Raw genomic sequence first — 17,650 nt, 5'->3', positions numbered from 1 at the left:
TGTGCCTCCTGTTATGTCGCGCTTGGCACGTCCGGGTACTGGACGCTAAACCCGCTGCGAGGACCACGCTCAAACATTGCCTCGACGGCAGCGATGGCGATACGGCGCCACATCAGGATGTCTCCCATTGCTGCGGCGTATCTGTCGTTTTTGGCGATCACATCACGGCAAAGTGCTTCTTTGTCTTCCCAAGGCAGCGCTATGCCGTCGATGAGCGGAGTGTTGGCTCGATCGTCTGCCAGATAGGCCCTGGCCTCTGCAGCTTGCTGGGGCCAGCTGTCGATTTCTGCTTGGGTAGATGTTCCGCGAAGAGGAGTGCAAGCACGCTCGAATTCTCGTTCCACCATAGCCATGGCGGTATCTGCATCAATAGTCTGAACCGGATAAGGCTCTGGCAGGTGGCCTGCATTCAGGTATTCTTGATATTCACTCCATGAGCTGTCTTCCTTGGTGACAATGCCACAACATCCATCGTCATCAGCCCATAGCACCATATTTTGGTCTTCTAAAAAAAAGCGCATGTATTGCCTCACAAGAATGTTGTAATGATGGCGTAACCATTCCCGCCATCCCCACCATCACCAGGCAGGTGAGGCGACCAGGCTGCGCCACCGCCACCGCCACCGCCACCATTAGCACCGTGCCCGCCGCGTCCCCCATCGCTGTTAATTGATGAGCCTCCACCGCCGCCACCAATTCCCGGGAAAACTTGCGAGTAGAGCGGACTTGTCCCGGTATCCATGCCAGCGCCACCATTAGCTCCCCCCGCAGTGCCCGAAATAATTTGGCCTGCTGGTGCCATTAAAATTGACCCCCTACTTCCACCACCATAGCGCGACGTTTGGTTGGAGATAGGACCGCCACCGCCACCGCCACTGGCCCCTTCACTGGCATTGCCATTGGCGCCACTTACTCCGCCAGCACCTCCTGAGTGAGGTCCATACCCCCCCGTTCTAGCCGTAGCGCCAGCAGCTGAAAAATTCACTCTGCCCGAGACGTTTCCAAATTTTGTTTCTCGACCGTTTGCCCCTTTGCTACCTGGTCCCGCGCTGGCTTTCCCGCCTGCGCCTCCAGCGCCTATCTCAACTGACATTGCGTCAGTAAGGTGACTTGCAAGGACGAGTATATCTGTGGTTGCTCCGCCCCCTCCGCCATCGCCTGCGTTGACATTCTCAGGCTGAACTCCGACAAAGCCAGCTTGGCCACCGGCACCACCACCACACAGCTGAATGTGAACAAGCTTTGCACCAGATGGTTTCCTCCATGTCCCAGACACCTTAAATACGTCCACTTTGACCGAACTACCTACATTGTCTGCCGCTTCTCTGGCCTCTCTGGCTGCCTCTTCTGCTTTCTGTGCATACTGCTGTGCCTCATCAGTACTTGGCTTGAGGTTTCGTTTTACGCGTTCAGCCAAGCTGGGTTGGGCCTCTCGCCCTGGAACCGGCACCATCTCGCCTTCAGGCTTGGTCATGATGTCCAAAAACGATCCGACCGCAGCGTTCAGGCGCTCGACCGCGAGGTCGCCATCCAGTTTGTTCATGTCTCCTCCGTAAACCCGAGCGAACAGGCGCTCAACACCTGCTCCGCCCAGTCGTTTTCGATGTAAAAAAAGGCTGTCCCGACCTGGTGCGCCAGCTCAATGGCTCCCGGTGCGCCGACCTGGGTTTTGACCTCGTAGGTCGATTTGAACCGGTACCGCCTGCAGGTGCGCCCGTAGTGCTGGATCAGGCTCTCGATGAGCAGTTGGTTGCGAGTAAAGTCGTTGTCATCCATCTCGACGATGATGACATCCCAGGGAATGTCTGGCTGGCGCTCGTGTAACTCACATGCACCGAGCCCCAGGCGTTCAAAAATGCGCTTGAACCCCGCCACTTCTCCGGAGTCTTGCGCGTTGACGAAGGCGAACTTGACCCGCTTGCGAAAGAGCTCGAGCGGCTCGCCGGCGACACGCACCATGCCTCTCTCCCAAGCGATCAGCGAGAGCACCGGCTGGGCGCAGGTCAGTGGGTCCTGATCCAGTGGCAACAGCAACCAGCGGCGCACCTTGGCCCAGAACGCCATGATCCCCCTCACCAAAAAAGCGGGCTCGGCCAGAGTGCGGCTGATGGTGGTGCCATCTTCCCACCAAGGCGCAGTGTTGCCCGGTAGCATGGGAGCATGTTCATCATGTTGAGTGTGGATTGGGTCACTCACCGAATGTCACCTCCAGCGCCGTGAGCCGTGGAATATTGAGCCCTGCCACAATGTCGGTCTGGGCAAAGTCCAGGCTGTGGATCTCGGGGAACTGGCGGTGCAGCTCGCGGCCCAGCTGCGAGAGCGAGAAGCGGGTGCGCGGCCAGGTGCGAGTCACGTCCGGGAAGGCAGCAGACTGGCGAAAGGCGGCTCGCACCAGATCGCGGATCCCCTGCTTGAGGGCGGCCAACTGCTCCTCGGTGAGGTTGGCAACCGGCCACACCGTCAGGTCCAGGGTGTGCTGGGTCTCCGGGAGCGCCATCACCAGCACATCATCGCCATGACCATGATTGCCCTCGGTCATCACATAGCTGTTCAGGCGATCGACGAGCGCCGCCGGCGTGCTGCCCACTTCCAGCAGGATGTAGGCGTTGGCTGTACCTGGCCCCCGGGGGGCTTCGTGCCTGAAAAAGATATGGTCGGCACGAATGCCCGCCACACTGGCCAGCATCGAGCGATAGATGGCATCTATGTGATAACGACCCACCGCCGAGAACTGGTTCTGAATGCGCAGGCCCAGGGCGTCGTTGCTCTCCTCATCTGCGCCCGGGGTGACAATCCAGTCATGGCCCTCATTGCGGGCAGAGAGGATCCCGGCAACCGGTTCACTCAGTAGGTTGTAGTAACCCGGGGCCAAATCCCACGCCACCCCGGGGGCCTCTGCCTCGCAGATGACCCGCGCCACTGCTTCACCAGCTGGGCTGACCACGGCCTGGCGTGGCTTCATGCGATAGATGACGCCGTTGATACGCTCTGTGGTGACCCAGATGTCGGCAGGAATGGTCACTGTGTCGGCGGGGTTCGCTTTGACAAAGCGGATGATGCCGACGGTCTTCTGAGCGGGCTTGCGAGTGAGATCCACATCCCACGCCTTGAGCTCGAGATAAGTACCGGATGCCGTGGCCGCGAAGGCACTCGGCAGCACGTGGCCGGCGAGCAGGGTTTTGAGCAGCCAAAGTGCCGGCTTAATCACCACGCCGCGGACCAGTCGCCAGAACGGGCTGACGTCCGAGTCATTGGTGATGAGGGAGCCGGCGGCGATGACCTCTTGCTTGAGCTCAGCTTCGACCGCCTGCTCGGTGGTCGGGATCCCGGACTGCGTGAGCAGGGCCATAAAATCGATAGTGGGGCGAGCTTTCACAGCGTGACCTCCAAGTGTCCGAATTCGTAAGTGCGGGCGGTTACCAATACCCGGTCAGGGGCCTCCTCACGAATGAGGATGGTGCCCGGTACCAGACGTACGTCGTTTTCAACCAGCAGCTCAATCTCGGTCATCACATCCGCTCGCAGAGTCGGGCTGCGCTCACCGATGAGCTTGCGGGCGAGCCCGGACTCCATAATGCGATGCTTGATATCCTGCCCCACGCTGTGGCGGTCCTGCGTGTAGCGTGGCTGGCCGCCGGCATCGAGCTGCCACGCCCCCTCTATGACGAGGATATCGATGTATTTTTTTTCGCTCATCCGCGTTGCTCCATCCAGACGTTGTTTGAGAGCTGCTCGGGGGTGAGCGGGTTTTGCACATACATGTGGACATCACCGGTGCTGAGGGTTTTCGCTGGCGGCTGGCGAGCTGCCGTGACCGACGCATTCTTCTGGATGAGCTGCTGGCCGAGCCCACCGACCGGGGGCGCGCTTGCCCCTTGCTGGCGGTAGCTGGCCAGTGGTGAGTTGACCACTTGAGCTGGCGCAGCCAGGGCCGGTGTATCTGGTTGCATAAACGCCGGCAGGACGTTGATATCCAGCCCACTGGTATCGATATCAATACCCGGGATGAGGTTTGCCAAGTCCAGCGCGGTTTTGATGAGCTTGATGAGCATCCGCCAAGGAGTGAGCAGCAAGTCAAAGGCGTGCCCCAGAACGGTCCCCAAGGTACGCCCGCTGTCGGCTACGCCGTCAATGGCCGAGGTGGTTTTGAACAGCCCCGCGACCAGGCCGCCAAGCCATGTCACCCCCTCCCATAGCAACCCCGCGATGATCGTGAAGCACTCGATCAGTGGGGCCAGCGACTGGGCCGCCATGGGCCCCAGTGTGTCTGCGATGCCACTTAAAAACTCGGTGATGAGCTCAAAGCTGGTGATGATCGCGAAGGCGGCGCATAGCTCATCCCAATAGGCGATGGCCAGCACTACGGCAGCGACCAGAGCGATCAGACCACCGACAATCCACGCCACCGGGTTGAGCGCAAAGGCCATATTGACCGCAAGCATGGTGGTGCGTAACCACTTAAGCGCACCTGTAAGCAGACCTGTGGCCAAGGTGACTTTGCCAAATGTCAGCGCCCACGCCAGGGTGGCGAGCTTTGCCACGCCTGCAAGTACCAGCCATGTGCCAGTAACTATGCCAAGGCCTGCGATGGCCAGTGCGGTATAAGCCACCAGTTTTGTGATATTGGGGAAAATTCTGGTCCAGCGCAGGACGACGCCCGCGCCATCGGCAAACACCCCGACCACCTTGTTGATGGACGGCAGCACAGCACTGAACAGGGCGGCGCGAATGGCGAACCATGCCGCCTCTACTCGCTCGTATTGGTCCGTCATGGCGGCCGCCATCAGTGTCGCCTTGTCCATGCCACGGGCCTGTCCCAGGGCATCGATACTCTGACCCAGCGCATCGGTTTTGCTGAGCAGGTTCAAGATGACCGGCGTTGCCGTTTCGCCAAATGCTTTCTGCAGGGCGGCAATGTCGCTACCGTCCAGCACATCGCCGAACTTGCCCTTGATTTGATCCAGTACATCGACCATCGGCAGCATCGCGCCAGCCGCGTCATAGAAGCCCAATCCAAGCTCTTTGCCCGCTTTGGGGATCGCAGATAAAAATGATTTGTAGGCGGTACCCGCAACGGCACCGCCCATGGTGGCTTGCAGGGTACCCAGTACCGCGAACTGCTCGTCCATCGAGATACCGAGCGAGGTGGCCGTGGACTGCACGCCCTGGAATGCATCTGCCATACCCTGGCCGGTAGTCTTGAACATCTGCACCGCGGTTGCTGTTTTGCCGGCGACGGCCTCGACCCACTCGGCTTTGCCCATCACAGCAGCCTGCTGCTCAAAAATGCCGTACATGGTGCCCATGTAACTGGTGATGGTGCCCGTGTCGGCCTTAGTGGCCGCTGCCAGTACGGCAGATGCGCGGGTAAAGGCGGGGAGCTCTTGTTCGGATAGCCCGCCGATGGCGGACTGGATATCGTAGGAGGCGCGCACGAACTCAGTGGCGGACTTGCCATACTCCACGCTAAAGCGCAGCGCCTCTTCTCCCAGAAGCTGCAGACCTGTCTGCGAGACATCGAGAGAGGCCACTTCTCCAAGCGCCCGGTCCATCTCGATGGCGGGCCCGAGCGCTGCCTTGATAGCCATGGCACCGGCGGCGATGGCCGCGCCGCCGCCGGCGAGCTGGGCAAACCCTGCCCCTGCCACCTGCTTCACCTGGCCCAGCTCTTTTTTGATGCCCTGCAGAGGCCGGGTCGCGGCGTCTATCAGGCTAATTCGCATCATCAGTTGTTCGGTCGCAGAGGCCATGGGTTACCCGTTAAATGCAGTGCCGATGCCGTGCGCGACGCTGTTGGCGGCGCGCTCGGCAAAGTACTTGTCCAGCCAGAGGGCGCGAGCCAGGCTATCGAGTTCATCATCCTCACCAGGCAAGTAATGACGGCGAAGCGTCAGTGCCTGCTCCAGCTGGTTTTGCTCGATAGCCTCGGCGCGCGCGGTCAGTTTTTTACTTCGATGTCCAGATCCGGGGCGTACAGCTCGTTAACCTTGGCGGCGATCTGGAGCGCTGCGCCCGGGCGTGCCAGCAGCGCTTCCAGCGCCTCTTTGCTCTCGGGGCTGATAATGCGCTTGAGGTACTGGTGGGACGGGGCGATCTTGTCGGTCATCGAGAGCCCGTTGATGTAGCTGTTGTAAGCCGTCATGGTCGGGTGAAAGGTGATGTCGGTACCGGCAATGGTCAGGGTGATCGGGGTGATTTTGCTCATGGTGTGGCTTCCTCTTGGTTGATCCACTGGTTCAGGGTGTTGAGTTGGGTTTGGCAGCGGCGCAGCGCCGTCTGCAGTGTCGGGACAAAGCTCACGGCCTCGCCCCAGGTAGTGCCTAAAAAATCAGGTTCCGGGCAGTGCGGCACCAGCGCCGCCGGCGGCAGGCGCTTGATCACCTGAGTGGTCACCACGGTGCGCGGCGGCGGGCTGGAGCAGGCGCAGAGCGCTACCAGGCAGAGGCTCGCGAGCGCAATCCGGGCGACCCACCGGGGGCGTCGCCAGAGCGTGTTGCAGTTCATTGGCGGTCGTCCTGTGTTGTTGGTCGAGTTCGGCAAGGTCGGCTTGCTGGCGTGCCAGCAGCTTGCGCAGCCCTTGCTCCTCTTTGCTCAATGTTTCGAAGGCGGCGGCCTGGTGTGCGTTGACCTTCTCAAGCAAATCGATGGCGCTGTTGGCGGTGGCGAGCGCGGTGGTCAGGCGGCTAATGTGCTTCATGCCGCCCAGGAACAACCCCAGCAATACGGTGAGAGCAGCCAGGATGAGAAGGTCGCGCTTCATGCTTCACCCATCGACAGCTGTGCCGGAGTGCCAACAGGCAGATCACTCACTGGCAGCGGCTCATTGAGCGGCCAGCGATAACTTGGATTTCTGCTGAGAGGGAACTCTCTCACGTTCACGGCATCGTCTTGGTTGCCACCCAGCACCAGCAGGTTGCCAGTCGGGGATTTGCCGACTACAAAGCCCACATGGCCACCGCCTGTGCGAGTGAACACCACTACGCAACCCAGCACGGGAGCATTCAGCTTTGTGCCCCAATCCAGATAGCTTTTGGCACTCTCGAAGCGGGTAGACTGGATGCCAACCCGTTCCAGGCAAGCCCCCACAAAGGCCGCGCACCAGGGCGTTTCGTCATCTTTGATGCCGCCCCGCTTGATGGCTTTCCACATATCCAGAATGGCCTGGGCATGTTGCGAGCCCTTTATCTCTCTGAGCCCCAAGAATTTGCGGGCCTCGTCAATCCAACGCATGTCAGATCTCCTTCTTGCCGAGCAGCTTTGTCGCGTGCTCACGGATGATGTCGATACCCAGCAGGCCAATCATGCCGCCAAGCAGTGGCGTGGCTTCCAGCGGGATGCCGATGAGGTGGATACCCGTGGACACAGCCAGGGTGATGAGGCCACACAACAGCGCCTCGATGAGCCGGCGGCGACCCGAGCCACCACCGTAGGTGATGCGTAAAAATGAGATGGCCAGCGCCAGCAGCGCACCATACACAGCAGGCCAGTTCTCCATTAACCACGCGAGGGCGATAGCCCAGAGCGTGGCGTCTTTGTTCGGCATAGCAGTCAACCCTTTTTCTTGATATGGCCGGCGCGCTCCTGGCGCCCCTTGCAGGGGGCGCACAGACGAACGCCCTGGATAGCCTGGCGGCGCGCCTCTGGGATGGGGCTGTCGCATTCATCGCAGATGTATGCGCTCTCACCCTGTCCCCGGCTCTTGCCCAGTTGATGTGCAAGCTGGGCATCGAGCATGCGGGCCGCGTGCGCCGTGGCGCGGTCGATGTCATCCATGGCTTAGCCGATGAGGTGGCGCGTATCGTCGGCAGACAGGTAGGGCACGCCGTCGATGTGAACGAAGTCCGGCGAGGTGACGAAGCCTTTCACCTTGTGCACTGCTTTGGCGCCGCCCTTGGGATCGACATCGAGCAGGTCGGCCACGCAGAGCTTGACGCCAAAGGCTTCAATCTTGAGCTCCTCTGCGCCCGTGTTGGCGTAGAACAGCACGTCTTCCGGTGGCAGGCCGCGATAACTGCCCGCTGCTCTGGCCGCGCTGCCGAGTAACTTGAAGTTCTTGGTATCGAGCTCGAACTCCAGCTCTGCGGATGCTTCGCCATCGACAAAGCCATCTGGTACGCCACGGGTGGTGGCCACCGCTGAGTTGTCAGTGATAGACAGCGATGCTTTTTCTACGTGCACCATGGTTTCCAGCAGGGTGATATCGAAGTTCATCCCCGAAAATCGCTTGGTCATGGCTTAGCCCTCCCCGTTGTTGAGGCTCAAATCGAGCATGATGTTGATGGCGATCCCTTTCGGGCAGTCGACTGTGCGCACCACCACGTAGATGGCCACGTGGTTTTTGTCTTGCCAGGTGATCGTGATGTCGTCGTCCTTGGGGGAGGCGATGTCGCCCGGGAACGGCTGGCCATTAATCACTGTGGACTTGGCCATAGCACGCAGGTCCTTGCCAAAAAAGGTCTTGGCGGCCGCGGTGCTGCCGGGCGTGGAATTGAGGGAGCGATCACCGATGCGGGCAATACCCCGGATCCGTAGTCGGCGAGCGACTTTGTAGGCCACGCGCAGGTTCTCGATCACCTGGTAGTCACCGCCCTCGACATCCAGCGTGCGACCATCGGCCCAGTAGATACCGTCATAGTCGGGGTACCACATCGGTACCGAGTAGCGGTTCTTCTCGAGCGCCTGCAGGGTTGCCAGTGGCAGCGGTACGCCGTCCTTATCGACCGGTGCAAGCCCAAGGCCTACCAGGGCGCCAGTCTTCACTCGGCAAGGACTGTCCGCCACGCTCACTGCGCGATTACACAGGCGGCCAGCATAAGCGCCGACAAGGTTTGGCCAGAGCTGGGGCACCAGACTGACGGAGCTCGCAGCGATGCCCTTTTGCAACTCAGCAAGCGCAGCCTCGTATTCCGACCAATCCTGGGTCGGGGCTGGGGTTGATCTGGCGGCGGGCTTGGGGGTGATGCCGGGCACCGCGAGCAACATGAACTGCCAGCGCCCCCACTTGGCGATCAGTTCCTGACTGAGCGCATGGGCGGCATTGATGCTCGCCTTGTCCCACTCTTGACCCAGCACCACCACACCTTCAAAAGACTGGGCTCGCTGGGCAGCACGGGCTGCCTCCAGCCATGAGGCTTCACCGGCAGCCAGCACATGCACCGCGGCTGTCCAGTTCTGGCCGGCGTTATCGCGCGCCGCCAGCACGTTATCCTTGAGCTCGCTGTTGCCGGTACCGAGCAACGCATCCAGGTCTGACTGGGTGTTCACTGACAGCAGCTTGCCGGCATTGGTGGTTCCGTGGCCGATAAACAGCAAGTGGCGCTCCACCTCGTTGGTGGGCCCCTGCATCTGATTGAGGTTATTGACGTTGACTTGTGGCCACATGGCGCAACTCTCCTTATGAAAGCTCAGGGGCGGAGTGTGAGCCGCCGCCGGCATGAATGGTGATGTGCTCGGCAAGCCACACATCGAACGGGGCTACGCTCCAGCGCTGGCCCTGCCAGTTAATCGGACCCTCGGGGTCAGGCACGATGTGCAACGGCTCGCAAAACTGCAGCTCTATCTCGAGGTCTGCCGTGTGCTCATCGTTTGGCACGACCGTGTAGGTCGGCTCTGGCAGCGAGAAATCCTCTCGGTACTCGTCGCTCTCCTGCACCCAGGAGGCGGCGACCGCAATCAGTGTCTCGGTGCGGCACTCCCGAAATGGCAGGTTTTCCAGCGAGAACACGGCGGTGTAGTTGAGCCAGGCCACCACATGCCCTGTGGGCCCGAGGTTCTTGGGTTCAAGGCGAATGGTGCCGCCCTCCATCCAGCTGTCCAGGTTACGGGCGCAGCGGGCGGGCAGGACGCGCACAAGCTCGGCGTGCAGCGCTGCCAAAAAATACCCCTGTGGGCGTAGCTCAGCGGCGGTCTCGCTCATAGCAGTGCGACCCCTATGCGGCGTTTGCCCTTGATGACTCTCACCAGTTGCTGACTGGTGGCCAGGAGCTGGTCACGAAGCGGGACAGATCGTTCTGCCAGGTCTTTACGAGCATCTCGCTCGGTGACGGTGGCGAACTCCGGTAAGAGCGACGCTTTGGCGCGGGCATGCACGGCGGCGATGTAGTTGGCGGTCAGGGCGTTGTCGCCGTGGACCATGCGCGGGCCTGGCACCTCTCGTGATGAGGTGTAACCCTCGGCCTCTTGCATCTGCCGGTATTCATCGAGCTGCAGGTTGATTTCACCAATGGCAGCCAACAGGGCGGCACCGGTGGCGGTGCTATCCATGTCTGCCGGCAAAGCGCCACTTCGCTCAAAGTCACCGACAGAAATATCCGGCCAAAAACCATCGTTGGTGATGGTGCTGGCGCTGTACCCGATGCCTTTACCTGAAATCATCTGCAGCCCTATCAAATGGGGCGCCCCTGAGGCCACGAAGCTGAGCTGATGACAGCGGTGTGCTGCAGGCTCACTTTCGCCGGGGCGCGGTGGCGGGGGAGTCGTTACTCCGGGTTGAGCGCTCGCAAGCGCATCGCGATTTTGTGGCGCAAGGTACTTACGCCGATTTTGCTGTGCGTCTTCTCGGCCAGCGCCAGCCAGTGGTCGGCCTGCTCGAGAGTGGCGCTGTCAGCCAGTGCGCTGGGGCGCGGTTTACCGTCCTTGTCACGCAGTAGCAGGTGACCGGCGAGCCGGTACCACTTGGCAGTGGCTTGCTCGTTGAGGCGCCAGTCACCCTTCACTTTGTCGAACACCCGGGAGAACCAGGGCTCTACGCCGTGACCCAGCGCCGCCTGCTCCTCTGCCCACTTGAGCACGGTGTCGGCGGTGAAATGGGCCCAGTCGCGCTTGATGTTGCTCGGGGTACGCTGGTTTTGCTCAATGGCAAGCAGCGCCCAGGTGATGCCTGTTTCCAGATCGTCTATATCAAACGCCCAGACAATGAGGCGCTGAAACAACTCGTTCTGATACACAGTGCCGAGTGCCGCCAGCTCCAGGTACTTGTCCACGTAGGGGCGATATTTTGGGAACAATTCATCCCGCTTCATCGCCACCTTGTCGCTCATCCGCACCAGCGCCTTGAGGCGCTTCATGTCCTCTTCCAGCGCAATCAGCTGCAGGTGCAAGCTGTTAGCCACCAAGCCAGTGGCTTGCCCAGTGGCGGCCGCCTGGGCCGCCCCCTGGCGTGCCAGCGCCCGCTGTTTGTGACGGATCCCCGGCGAGCTCATCTTTAGGCGACCACGGAGTCGGTGTCTGGCGCGCTCTCGTTGACGGCCTTCGGACCGCCCGGACGAGGACCAATCACCACGTCAGCTTCTTCAAAGCTGCCGAATGCTTCATAGACGCCGATGGCATAGCCTTCCTGGCGCCAGTACTGATTCTCAAAGCCCTTGGTCTCGTCGTTGTCGGCGGCCTTGCGCTTGCGGGTATTGCGCTGGGTGTAGATGTGCAAGTTGGCCAGGGTGGTGACCCACAATCCGTTGGCCGGGAAGTAGGGCGGAATGTAGGCCTGGCGCCCTGCGATGGACTTGGCCAACTGTTGGGCCGCAATCTGCTCGGAGGGCTTGGTGGCTTCGCCGTAGAGCTTGGCTTGAGCTGCTGCGACCAGGTCGGTACCGATGAGCACGACCAAGCGCGGGTCGGTGCGATAGAGCGGGTTGATGGTGGAGTTGATGAGGTCGGAGACCATCTGATCCAGGGTCTTGTAATCCCCCTGTCCGTCGGGGTCGAAATAGATCTTGTCTCCCTCGGCTGCGCTCACCACCTGTGAACCGTCATTCCATTCGCGAGCAAGCTGTTGCCAACCGATATTCACGTCTTCGCCGAGCGGGAACGTTTCAGGGTCAGACTCGTCTGCAATGTGGGTACCGTTGAAACCGACTCGCAGCATGTCGAGCGCAAAGGTCTGGTTGGTGAAGTCAGCGACCAGTTTTGCAAATTGCCCCGGGCTGCCGGCATTGGCCCAAGAGCACAGGGTGCTCCAGTCCAGACGGACGCAGGAGTCGGTTTCGGTCAGGCTGTACTTGTGACCGCCCACCCCGACCTTGCGGCGAAAACGCCCTTCGGTCTTGCGGCCGGTATGCAGAGCGCTGGCGCCCACTTGCACTACCTGACCAGTCAGCTGATCAACGTCCTGGCAGGTGATAAGGCCAAGGAAACTGGTCGACTCCAGAATGGCTGCACGCAGCACCGTTTCCATGGGCTCTGACACCGAAAACTGATGGGCCAGGGCGTTAACAGGTACCCCGTAGGCCTTGGCCAGCTCAGCGGAGAAGTGTGCCAGGCATTTTTCTGCCTGGGGGGTCTTGGATTGACTCACGGTTGATTCCTTAGCAAATGGTCACAGTGGTGTCGTCACCGCCCAGGCCGTTGGGGCGCTGGTTTGGCAGTTCTACCGAGAAGGATTCGATCTTTTCATTCAGGGCTGCGACCTGATCGCCAAAGCTCTTGATGGTCTGCTCCATCGCGCTGAACTGCTCAGCAGTGATGGCAGACACGGGAGCAACTACCGGTGCGGTCACCGGTGCGGGATCGGCAACAACCGGATCGGCGGAGGGCGCTTCTGCTGGCTTTCCCATGGCGTCCACTTTGGCGCTGAAGGTTTCAATCTTGGCGCCAAGCGAGGTAAACAACCCCGCCAGTTGGTCCATCTGTTCTTTGGTCATCTCGGTTTCATCCTCTGGTGCAATGGCCGCCTCGGGTGGCGTGGAGCCATGGCCGGCCAGGTAATTGAACATTTTGTGCAAAAGGCCTACGCGGTCGTTCGCCTCTGGCGCGGCTGGCATGGTCGATGGCAGTGAAAAGCCACCAAGATCCAGCGGCATGCTTTGGCCGATGATGGGCTTGTCGTGCTTGGCGGAGAACTTGAGCATGGTGGTGCCGGTACTGGCTGGCACATCTGTGACGCCGATGCCGAACAGGTAGGTTTTACCTGTGCCTGTAAAGTTCGGCAGGGGTTCGATGGAGCAAAACTTCATCTGACCACGCTGGTTCTGGTAGATCAGATCCCGGGTCGGGCAGAGCACAGCAAACAGCGTGAGTTTGCCTTTGACCGTATCGGCCTTGAGTTCCTGCACGTGTCCCATGCTGTCGCCCCACTTCATGTGCTTGGGCCAGATCTGGGCGCAATAGAACTCGGGGTCGTAGGTCTCGACCATGTCGTTTATCCAGTCGGCCGAGATCTCGCGGCCATCAATGGACTCGCCTTGAGTGGCGACGGCCACCCAGCCTGTGCGCAGTGATGAGTCAGTCGGTGTTGGCACGGCGGCCCCCTTGTATCGAATTGGCGCCAGATTATCGGGAAGGGAAGAGGGCGGCACGGTGAGGCTTTCGGATGAATTCGGATATTCGCGATATCCGAATTCATCCGAATGAGATGGGCGGGTGGCGGCATCGCTGCTCACTATCATGGCCCCAGATACGAAACTGGGGGCCCCGGTGGCATACACAGACGAGATAAGACAAGCCGCGCGGCGGTTGTACTTGCAGCGCTGGAGCGCGCAAGAGATCAAGGATGAATTGGGTCTTGGCAGCGTCCGGGTGGTGTACCTGTGGGCGGAAAAGTATGGCTGGACGGAGCTCCTCAGTGACGAGGCGCTGGAAGATGCGATCACCCGTCGCTATCAGGCGCTGGCCAGCAAGAGCAAAAAGAATCACGCCGACCTTGCCGAGATGGACAGGCTGATAGGTCATCACGTCAAGCTCAAGGAGCAGGCGGTCAAACTGGCGGAGCGCGAGCTGGCCCTCAAGGCCAAGCGTCGCGAAGGTGCGGCAGAGACAGACGATGGCGCACCCTGTGGACGTGAGCGGCCAGAGGGCGGCAAGCGCAAGAAGGGCGGCAAGAAGACCAAGAACTGGGTCGATGACCTGGGCCCCGAGGACTTCGAGGGGTGGCTTGCCTCGCTCTACCCCCATCAGCTTTACGTACGGGATGCCAAGAACAACCCCGATATCCCGCGTACTCGCAATATTCTCAAAAGCCGCCAAGTCGGCATGACCTACTATTTCGCCGGTGAAGCGCTCGAGGATGCCGTGCTCACAGGTGGCAACCAGATATTCCTCTCCGCCACTCGGGCCCAGTCCGAGATCTTCCGGCTCTACATCATCAAGTTGGCCCGCACGTTCCTGGGTGTTGAGCTCAGCGGCAACCCGATGGTGCTCTCCAACGGCGCGACCTTGGTGTTTTGCTCAACCAGTGCCAACTCCGCCCAGGGCTACACCGGCAACTTCTACGCCGACGAATACTTCTGGATCAAGAACTTCAAGGCGGTCACCGATGTGGCCACCGGTATGGGGTCGCAGGCGCACTGGCGCAAAACCTTCTTTTCCACCCCATCGAGCAAGGCCCACGGCGGCTATCGACTGTGGAACGGCGATGACTGGAAGGGCAAGGACACCAAGCGCCTGGCCATGGAGTTCCCAACCGATGAAGAGCTGCGGGATGGCGGGCGGGTCTGCCCAGACCGAGTATGGCGCTACATCATCACGATTGAGGATGCAGTGGCGCAGGGGTTCGATCTCATCAACCTCGAGGAGCTGCGAGAGGAAACCTCTATCGAGACGTTCGACCACCTCTACATGTGCAAGTTCGTGGATGAAGAGGGGGCCGTGTTCAAGTTCCAGCACATGGAGCGTGCCAGCATTGATGCAAGCAAATGGAATGACTACAGCAAGGAGCTGCGCGAGCCATTCGGCAAGCGCGAGGTGTGGCTGGGCTATGACCCCAGCCGTACCCGGGATAATGCAACGCTGGTTGTGGTCGCCCCGCCGTTGTTCCCGGGTGAGAAATTCCGGGTGCTGGAGAAGCACTTTTGGCGGGGGATGAACTTTCGCTACCAGGCGGACGAGATCGAGAAGATCGCCAAGAAATTTCGCGTCACTTACCTGGGGGTCGACGTGTCCGGCGTGGGGAGTGGGGTCTATGACCTGCTGCAGCCGGTGTTCAAATCCACGATCACTCCCATCAACTACAGCGTCGAGAGCAAGGCGCGGCTGGTGCTGAAGATGGTCGACGTTGTCGAGTCTGACCGCATCGAGTGGGATCAGGAGGACATAGAGATCCCGCTTGCCTTCATGAGCATCAAGCGCAGCACCACCGGACAGGGCCAGATGACCTTCCGGGCATCGCGTAGCAGCGAGACAGGCCACGCCGATGTGTTCTTTGCCATCGCGCACGCTATCGATAACGAGCCGCTCGACACATCGCGCCGGCGCAAATCTACCTGGGTGACCAGCAAACGAGGAAAACATGAGTCGCAAACATCGCTCGCAGCGCAGCGCACAGACACAGCCAGATACCACCCCTGCAGTGGCCGCCAGCAACAAGGCTATTACTTTCTCCGTCCCGGAGCAGATAGACCCCACGGCTTGGATGACAGACTACACCGACGTGTTCTACAGCCCGTGGGGCGAGTACTACATGCCGCCTATCGACAGGCACGGGCTGGCCAAGGTCGCCCGCATCAATGCACATCATGGCGCCATTCTGATGGCTCGGCGCAATATGATCTCCGGGCGCTTTATCAGCAGCCCTGGCGTACCTCGGGAGGTGATCACCGCCTTCACGCATAACTTCCTGCAGTTCGGAGATGCGGCGTTGCTCAAGCTGCGCAATGGCTTCGGGCAAGTAGTGGGACTTTACCCACTCTCCGGTCTCTACCTGCGGCGTAAGAAGGGGGGCGGGTTCTTGCTACTGCAGCGCGATGGCAATCACCTGCACTATCGCGAAGAGGACATCATCTGGCTGGCGCAGTACGACCCAGTGCAGCAGATCTACGGCCAGCCTGACTACCTTGGCGGTCTGCAGTCTGCACTCCTGAACAATGACGCGACGATGTTTCGGCGCAAATACTTCCTGAACGGCGCGCACATGGGGTTCATCTTCTACGCCACCGACCCGAATATGGACGATGAACAGGAAGAGGAGATGAAGGAGATGATCGCCAGCTCCAAAGGCGTGGGGAACTTCAAGTCAATGTTTGTGAACATCCCGAACGGCAAGCCTGACGGGATCAAACTCATCCCCGTGGGCGACATTGCAACAAAGGATGAGTTTTCGGCCATCAAGTCCATCACGGCGCAGGACGTGCTGACCGCTCACCGGTTTCCGGCAGCTCTGGCTGGCATCATCCCCGGGCTCGGCAGTGGCGGATTGGGTAATCCTGAGCAGTATGACCGGACCTATGCACGCAATGAGACTATCCCGATGTGCGAGCTCATCGAGGACACCATAAACGGGTCTGGACTCCCCAAGCGGTTATGGGTCTCGTTTGACAGGGAACATGGCACGGCGGCGTAATACTGTATACCGACACAGGTGGATGTATAATCAGTAGATGATTGGGCACTGCGGGGGACGTATGCGGGTATTTTGTAGAGAGTGCGGCGGAAAGGGGAAGATCACCAAAACGCAGCGCTTCAGCGCGGACACCAGTGACTCATATTGCCAGTGCAATGACCCGGAATGTGGTCACACCTGGGTGATGCAACATTCCTTCAAACACACATTGAGCCCGTCAGCTCGCACGACCACACAGCTTGCGTTAAGCCTGATTAAGTCACTTGGCCCCGAGGGGCGCAAGACGCTGCAACAAGAGCTGCAGCTCGGGCAATGAAGAAGGGCCGCATCAATGCGGCCCTTCGCTTATCTGCTCGACTGCAGTTCATGGCGAGCCGACACAGCCAAAAAGTGGCTTCGATCCCGATACTGCCCATGCGAGGCGCTGACTCGGTTATCGATGTGCTGGATCAGAGTATCCGGCAGGCTGACATTGATCCGTTTTGGCCGCCCCTCAAAGGCAGACACATCAACGTCCAGCATCAACCAGGCACCGCAAAACGCATACTCCGGATCGGCGCGATAGCGCATGACACCAAGATCGTTGATGGCATCAAGAGAGTGCCCCTGATCACGCCACTCCTCCAGCACCATGGTTATCGCCTCGGTGACCATGGAAGGGATCTCTTTCTCTGAATCGGCAGCACTGAAGCAGCCAAAGCCAGCAGAGCAGAGCGCAGGCACAACCAAGCCAAACGCTTCATTGTCTTGGGCCGGCAGTTCGACCCCGACTGAAAACAGCATAATGCTCCTCCTCAAATCAAGGTGCGGCGGGGTTATATCCCCGCCGCTTTTTTGATGGACTTGACCGTACCAACCGGCAGATTGCCTTTCGGGTGTGGCACTGGGAATGTTTTCCCAGTGAGGGGAGAAAACCATATCTGGTGACTTCCCTTACCCTGCCTTTTCAACTCACAGCCGGCGGCGGTCAATTCCTTGATTAGGTCAGCTGATTTCATCGTTCCTCCTAATCTGGAATTGATTATACACACCAATACACACGAATCAATTTTTTCTCATATCTGCAGGGAAATTCCTGCCGCGCTTCGCTTGCCGGCCACCTGGAGCGCGGTGACAGACTACGCTAGTCACCACGCGCCAGGCGGCTCATTTTTTCAACGCATATCCACAGTGCTTCTGACGCGCCATCGCCCACTCCCTATTCACCTCCTTGATAGCCTCTGCAGCAGCATGCCCCCACAACTTCCCCGCGGCATCTAGGGCTCCCTCGGCTTCCAGCTTGGCCGCTTTTGTTGCGATAGGCATGTAGCGGCTACGAGCTCGAGAGCCCTTCATCATCACTTCGTTGGTGCTGGCTTCATCAGTCATGTCATTTACTTC

Annotated in this window: 26 protein-coding genes; 3 read left to right on the top strand and 23 right to left on the bottom strand. The window is 59.9% G+C overall.

What is annotated here, in order from left to right:
- Nucleotides 1-11 precede the first annotated feature (11 nt).
- The 20 genes from LRL22_RS15640 to LRL22_RS15555 form a co-directional block, all read right to left on the bottom strand.
- Complete coding sequence (locus LRL22_RS15640) at nt 12-521, bottom strand: hypothetical protein (RefSeq protein WP_270905811.1); 510 nt, start codon at nt 519-521, stop codon at nt 12-14.
- 8 nt (nt 522-529) lie between these two features.
- On the bottom strand, nt 530-1,543 hold the full coding sequence (locus tag LRL22_RS15635; protein ID WP_270905810.1) for a glycine-rich domain-containing protein: 1,014 nt from the start codon (nt 1,541-1,543) through the stop codon (nt 530-532).
- Nucleotides 1,540-2,196: a phage tail protein gene (locus LRL22_RS15630; protein WP_270905809.1), complete on the bottom strand. Its 657-nt coding sequence runs from the start codon at nt 2,194-2,196 to the stop codon at nt 1,540-1,542. The genes LRL22_RS15635 and LRL22_RS15630 overlap by 4 nt, the downstream gene beginning before the upstream one ends.
- Nucleotides 2,189-3,376, bottom strand: a complete 1,188-nt coding sequence (locus LRL22_RS15625) for a baseplate J/gp47 family protein (RefSeq protein WP_270905808.1) — start codon at nt 3,374-3,376, stop codon at nt 2,189-2,191. The genes LRL22_RS15630 and LRL22_RS15625 overlap by 8 nt, the downstream gene beginning before the upstream one ends.
- A complete protein-coding gene (locus LRL22_RS15620; RefSeq protein ID WP_209297410.1) occupies nt 3,373-3,696 on the bottom strand; it encodes a DUF2590 family protein in 324 nt (107 codons plus the stop codon). Before LRL22_RS15620 ends, LRL22_RS15625 begins: the two co-directional genes overlap by 4 nt.
- Complete coding sequence (locus tag LRL22_RS15615) at nt 3,693-5,726, bottom strand: phage tail tape measure protein (protein WP_270905807.1); 2,034 nt, start codon at nt 5,724-5,726, stop codon at nt 3,693-3,695. Before LRL22_RS15615 ends, LRL22_RS15620 begins: the two co-directional genes overlap by 4 nt.
- Nucleotides 5,727-5,753: 27 nt before the next feature.
- Nucleotides 5,754-5,894, bottom strand: coding sequence for a DUF6890 family protein (locus LRL22_RS20455; protein ID WP_425292801.1), 141 nt, complete (start codon nt 5,892-5,894; stop codon nt 5,754-5,756).
- A 44-nt stretch (nt 5,895-5,938) separates the two neighbouring features.
- The gene (locus tag LRL22_RS15610; protein WP_270905806.1) at nt 5,939-6,205 is read right to left on the bottom strand and encodes a putative phage tail assembly chaperone; all 267 of its coding nucleotides are present in this window, start codon (nt 6,203-6,205) and stop codon (nt 5,939-5,941) included.
- Nucleotides 6,202-6,381, bottom strand: a complete 180-nt coding sequence (gene lysC, locus LRL22_RS20450) for an Rz1-like lysis system protein LysC (protein ID WP_425292797.1) — start codon at nt 6,379-6,381, stop codon at nt 6,202-6,204. Before lysC ends, LRL22_RS15610 begins: the two co-directional genes overlap by 4 nt.
- Nucleotides 6,329-6,697, bottom strand: coding sequence for a hypothetical protein (locus LRL22_RS15605; RefSeq protein ID WP_270905805.1), 369 nt, complete (start codon nt 6,695-6,697; stop codon nt 6,329-6,331). The genes lysC and LRL22_RS15605 overlap by 53 nt, the downstream gene beginning before the upstream one ends.
- Before the next feature lie 59 nt (nt 6,698-6,756).
- Nucleotides 6,757-7,230: a TIGR02594 family protein gene (locus LRL22_RS15600; RefSeq protein WP_270905804.1), complete on the bottom strand. Its 474-nt coding sequence runs from the start codon at nt 7,228-7,230 to the stop codon at nt 6,757-6,759.
- Nucleotide 7,231: 1 nt separating this feature from the next.
- A complete protein-coding gene (locus LRL22_RS15595) occupies nt 7,232-7,543 on the bottom strand; it encodes a phage holin, lambda family (RefSeq protein WP_270905803.1) in 312 nt (103 codons plus the stop codon).
- A gap of 5 nt (nt 7,544-7,548) precedes the next feature.
- Nucleotides 7,549-7,773: a TraR/DksA C4-type zinc finger protein gene (locus LRL22_RS15590; RefSeq protein ID WP_270905802.1), complete on the bottom strand. Its 225-nt coding sequence runs from the start codon at nt 7,771-7,773 to the stop codon at nt 7,549-7,551.
- Nucleotides 7,774-7,776: 3 nt separating this feature from the next.
- A complete protein-coding gene (locus LRL22_RS15585) occupies nt 7,777-8,232 on the bottom strand; it encodes a phage protein (protein ID WP_270905801.1) in 456 nt (151 codons plus the stop codon).
- A gap of 3 nt (nt 8,233-8,235) precedes the next feature.
- Nucleotides 8,236-9,381 carry a DUF2586 domain-containing protein gene (locus LRL22_RS15580; protein WP_270905800.1) on the bottom strand — a complete coding sequence of 382 codons (1,146 nt, stop codon included), beginning with the start codon at nt 9,379-9,381 and terminating at the stop codon, nt 8,236-8,238.
- Between the two features lie 13 nt (nt 9,382-9,394).
- A complete protein-coding gene (locus LRL22_RS15575; protein WP_270905799.1) occupies nt 9,395-9,916 on the bottom strand; it encodes a phage tail protein in 522 nt (173 codons plus the stop codon).
- Nucleotides 9,913-10,374: a head completion/stabilization protein gene (locus LRL22_RS15570; RefSeq protein WP_270905798.1), complete on the bottom strand. Its 462-nt coding sequence runs from the start codon at nt 10,372-10,374 to the stop codon at nt 9,913-9,915. Before LRL22_RS15570 ends, LRL22_RS15575 begins: the two co-directional genes overlap by 4 nt.
- Nucleotides 10,375-10,478: 104 nt before the next feature.
- Nucleotides 10,479-11,201 (bottom strand): phage terminase small subunit, encoded by a 723-nt coding sequence (gene gpM / locus LRL22_RS15565; protein ID WP_270905797.1) that lies wholly within the window; start codon nt 11,199-11,201, stop codon nt 10,479-10,481.
- Nucleotides 11,202-11,203: 2 nt separating this feature from the next.
- Nucleotides 11,204-12,292, bottom strand: a complete 1,089-nt coding sequence (locus LRL22_RS15560) for a phage major capsid protein, P2 family (RefSeq protein WP_270905796.1) — start codon at nt 12,290-12,292, stop codon at nt 11,204-11,206.
- 10 nt (nt 12,293-12,302) lie between these two features.
- Nucleotides 12,303-13,376, bottom strand: coding sequence for a GPO family capsid scaffolding protein (locus LRL22_RS15555; RefSeq protein WP_336296654.1), 1,074 nt, complete (start codon nt 13,374-13,376; stop codon nt 12,303-12,305).
- A gap of 34 nt (nt 13,377-13,410) precedes the next feature.
- On the opposite strand from LRL22_RS15555, the gene LRL22_RS15550 reads away from it, so the two are divergent.
- From LRL22_RS15550 to LRL22_RS15540, 3 genes are all read left to right on the top strand, one after another.
- Nucleotides 13,411-15,543 (top strand): terminase large subunit domain-containing protein, encoded by a 2,133-nt coding sequence (locus LRL22_RS15550; RefSeq protein WP_425292800.1) that lies wholly within the window; start codon nt 13,411-13,413, stop codon nt 15,541-15,543.
- Nucleotides 15,434-16,270, top strand: coding sequence for a phage portal protein (locus LRL22_RS15545; protein WP_425292799.1), 837 nt, complete (start codon nt 15,434-15,436; stop codon nt 16,268-16,270). The genes LRL22_RS15550 and LRL22_RS15545 overlap by 110 nt, the downstream gene beginning before the upstream one ends.
- 61 nt (nt 16,271-16,331) lie before the next feature.
- Nucleotides 16,332-16,586, top strand: a complete 255-nt coding sequence (locus LRL22_RS15540) for an ogr/Delta-like zinc finger family protein (protein WP_270905794.1) — start codon at nt 16,332-16,334, stop codon at nt 16,584-16,586.
- Between the two features lie 29 nt (nt 16,587-16,615).
- On the opposite strand, the gene LRL22_RS15535 is transcribed toward LRL22_RS15540, so the two are convergent.
- From LRL22_RS15535 to LRL22_RS15525, 3 genes are all read right to left on the bottom strand, one after another.
- A complete protein-coding gene (locus LRL22_RS15535; RefSeq protein ID WP_270905793.1) occupies nt 16,616-17,053 on the bottom strand; it encodes a type II toxin-antitoxin system HicB family antitoxin in 438 nt (145 codons plus the stop codon).
- A gap of 32 nt (nt 17,054-17,085) precedes the next feature.
- On the bottom strand, nt 17,086-17,268 hold the full coding sequence (locus LRL22_RS15530) for a type II toxin-antitoxin system HicA family toxin (RefSeq protein ID WP_120416393.1): 183 nt from the start codon (nt 17,266-17,268) through the stop codon (nt 17,086-17,088).
- Nucleotides 17,269-17,416: 148 nt separating this feature from the next.
- On the bottom strand, nt 17,417-17,638 hold the full coding sequence (locus tag LRL22_RS15525; RefSeq protein WP_270905792.1) for an ANR family transcriptional regulator: 222 nt from the start codon (nt 17,636-17,638) through the stop codon (nt 17,417-17,419).
- Between the last annotated feature and the right edge of the window lie 12 nt (nt 17,639-17,650).

The sequence above is a fragment of the Aeromonas sp. PI_26 genome (assembly GCF_027854445.1).
In the GTDB taxonomy this organism is placed as follows: Bacteria; Pseudomonadota; Gammaproteobacteria; order Enterobacterales; family Aeromonadaceae; genus Aeromonas; species Aeromonas veronii.
This window is presented reverse-complemented; position numbering and strand designations above follow the sequence as displayed.

Excerpts from the sequence above, each read along its gene's own strand:
- LRL22_RS15640 (WP_270905811.1), bottom strand. The coding sequence starts at position 521 with ATGCGCTTTTTTTTAGAAGACCAAAATATGGTGCTATGGGCTGATGAC.
- LRL22_RS15635 (WP_270905810.1), bottom strand. The coding sequence starts at position 1,543 with ATGAACAAACTGGATGGCGACCTCGCGGTCGAGCGCCTGAACGCTGCG.
- LRL22_RS15620 (WP_209297410.1), bottom strand. The coding sequence starts at position 3,696 with ATGAGCGAAAAAAAATACATCGATATCCTCGTCATAGAGGGGGCGTGG.
- LRL22_RS15615 (WP_270905807.1), bottom strand. The coding sequence starts at position 5,726 with ATGATGCGAATTAGCCTGATAGACGCCGCGACCCGGCCTCTGCAGGGC.
- LRL22_RS15610 (WP_270905806.1), bottom strand. The coding sequence starts at position 6,205 with ATGAGCAAAATCACCCCGATCACCCTGACCATTGCCGGTACCGACATC.
- LRL22_RS15605 (WP_270905805.1), bottom strand. The coding sequence starts at position 6,697 with ATGAAGCACATTAGCCGCCTGACCACCGCGCTCGCCACCGCCAACAGC.
- LRL22_RS15600 (WP_270905804.1), bottom strand. The coding sequence starts at position 7,230 with ATGCGTTGGATTGACGAGGCCCGCAAATTCTTGGGGCTCAGAGAGATA.
- LRL22_RS15595 (WP_270905803.1), bottom strand. The coding sequence starts at position 7,543 with ATGCCGAACAAAGACGCCACGCTCTGGGCTATCGCCCTCGCGTGGTTA.
- LRL22_RS15590 (WP_270905802.1), bottom strand. The coding sequence starts at position 7,773 with ATGGATGACATCGACCGCGCCACGGCGCACGCGGCCCGCATGCTCGAT.
- LRL22_RS15585 (WP_270905801.1), bottom strand. The coding sequence starts at position 8,232 with ATGACCAAGCGATTTTCGGGGATGAACTTCGATATCACCCTGCTGGAA.
- LRL22_RS15580 (WP_270905800.1), bottom strand. The coding sequence starts at position 9,381 with ATGTGGCCACAAGTCAACGTCAATAACCTCAATCAGATGCAGGGGCCC.
- LRL22_RS15575 (WP_270905799.1), bottom strand. The coding sequence starts at position 9,916 with ATGAGCGAGACCGCCGCTGAGCTACGCCCACAGGGGTATTTTTTGGCA.
- LRL22_RS15570 (WP_270905798.1), bottom strand. The coding sequence starts at position 10,374 with ATGATTTCAGGTAAAGGCATCGGGTACAGCGCCAGCACCATCACCAAC.
- gpM (WP_270905797.1), bottom strand. The coding sequence starts at position 11,201 with ATGAGCTCGCCGGGGATCCGTCACAAACAGCGGGCGCTGGCACGCCAG.
- LRL22_RS15540 (WP_270905794.1), top strand. The coding sequence starts at position 16,332 with ATGCGGGTATTTTGTAGAGAGTGCGGCGGAAAGGGGAAGATCACCAAA.
- LRL22_RS15535 (WP_270905793.1), bottom strand. The coding sequence starts at position 17,053 with ATGCTGTTTTCAGTCGGGGTCGAACTGCCGGCCCAAGACAATGAAGCG.
- LRL22_RS15530 (WP_120416393.1), bottom strand. The coding sequence starts at position 17,268 with ATGAAATCAGCTGACCTAATCAAGGAATTGACCGCCGCCGGCTGTGAG.
- LRL22_RS15525 (WP_270905792.1), bottom strand. The coding sequence starts at position 17,638 with ATGACTGATGAAGCCAGCACCAACGAAGTGATGATGAAGGGCTCTCGA.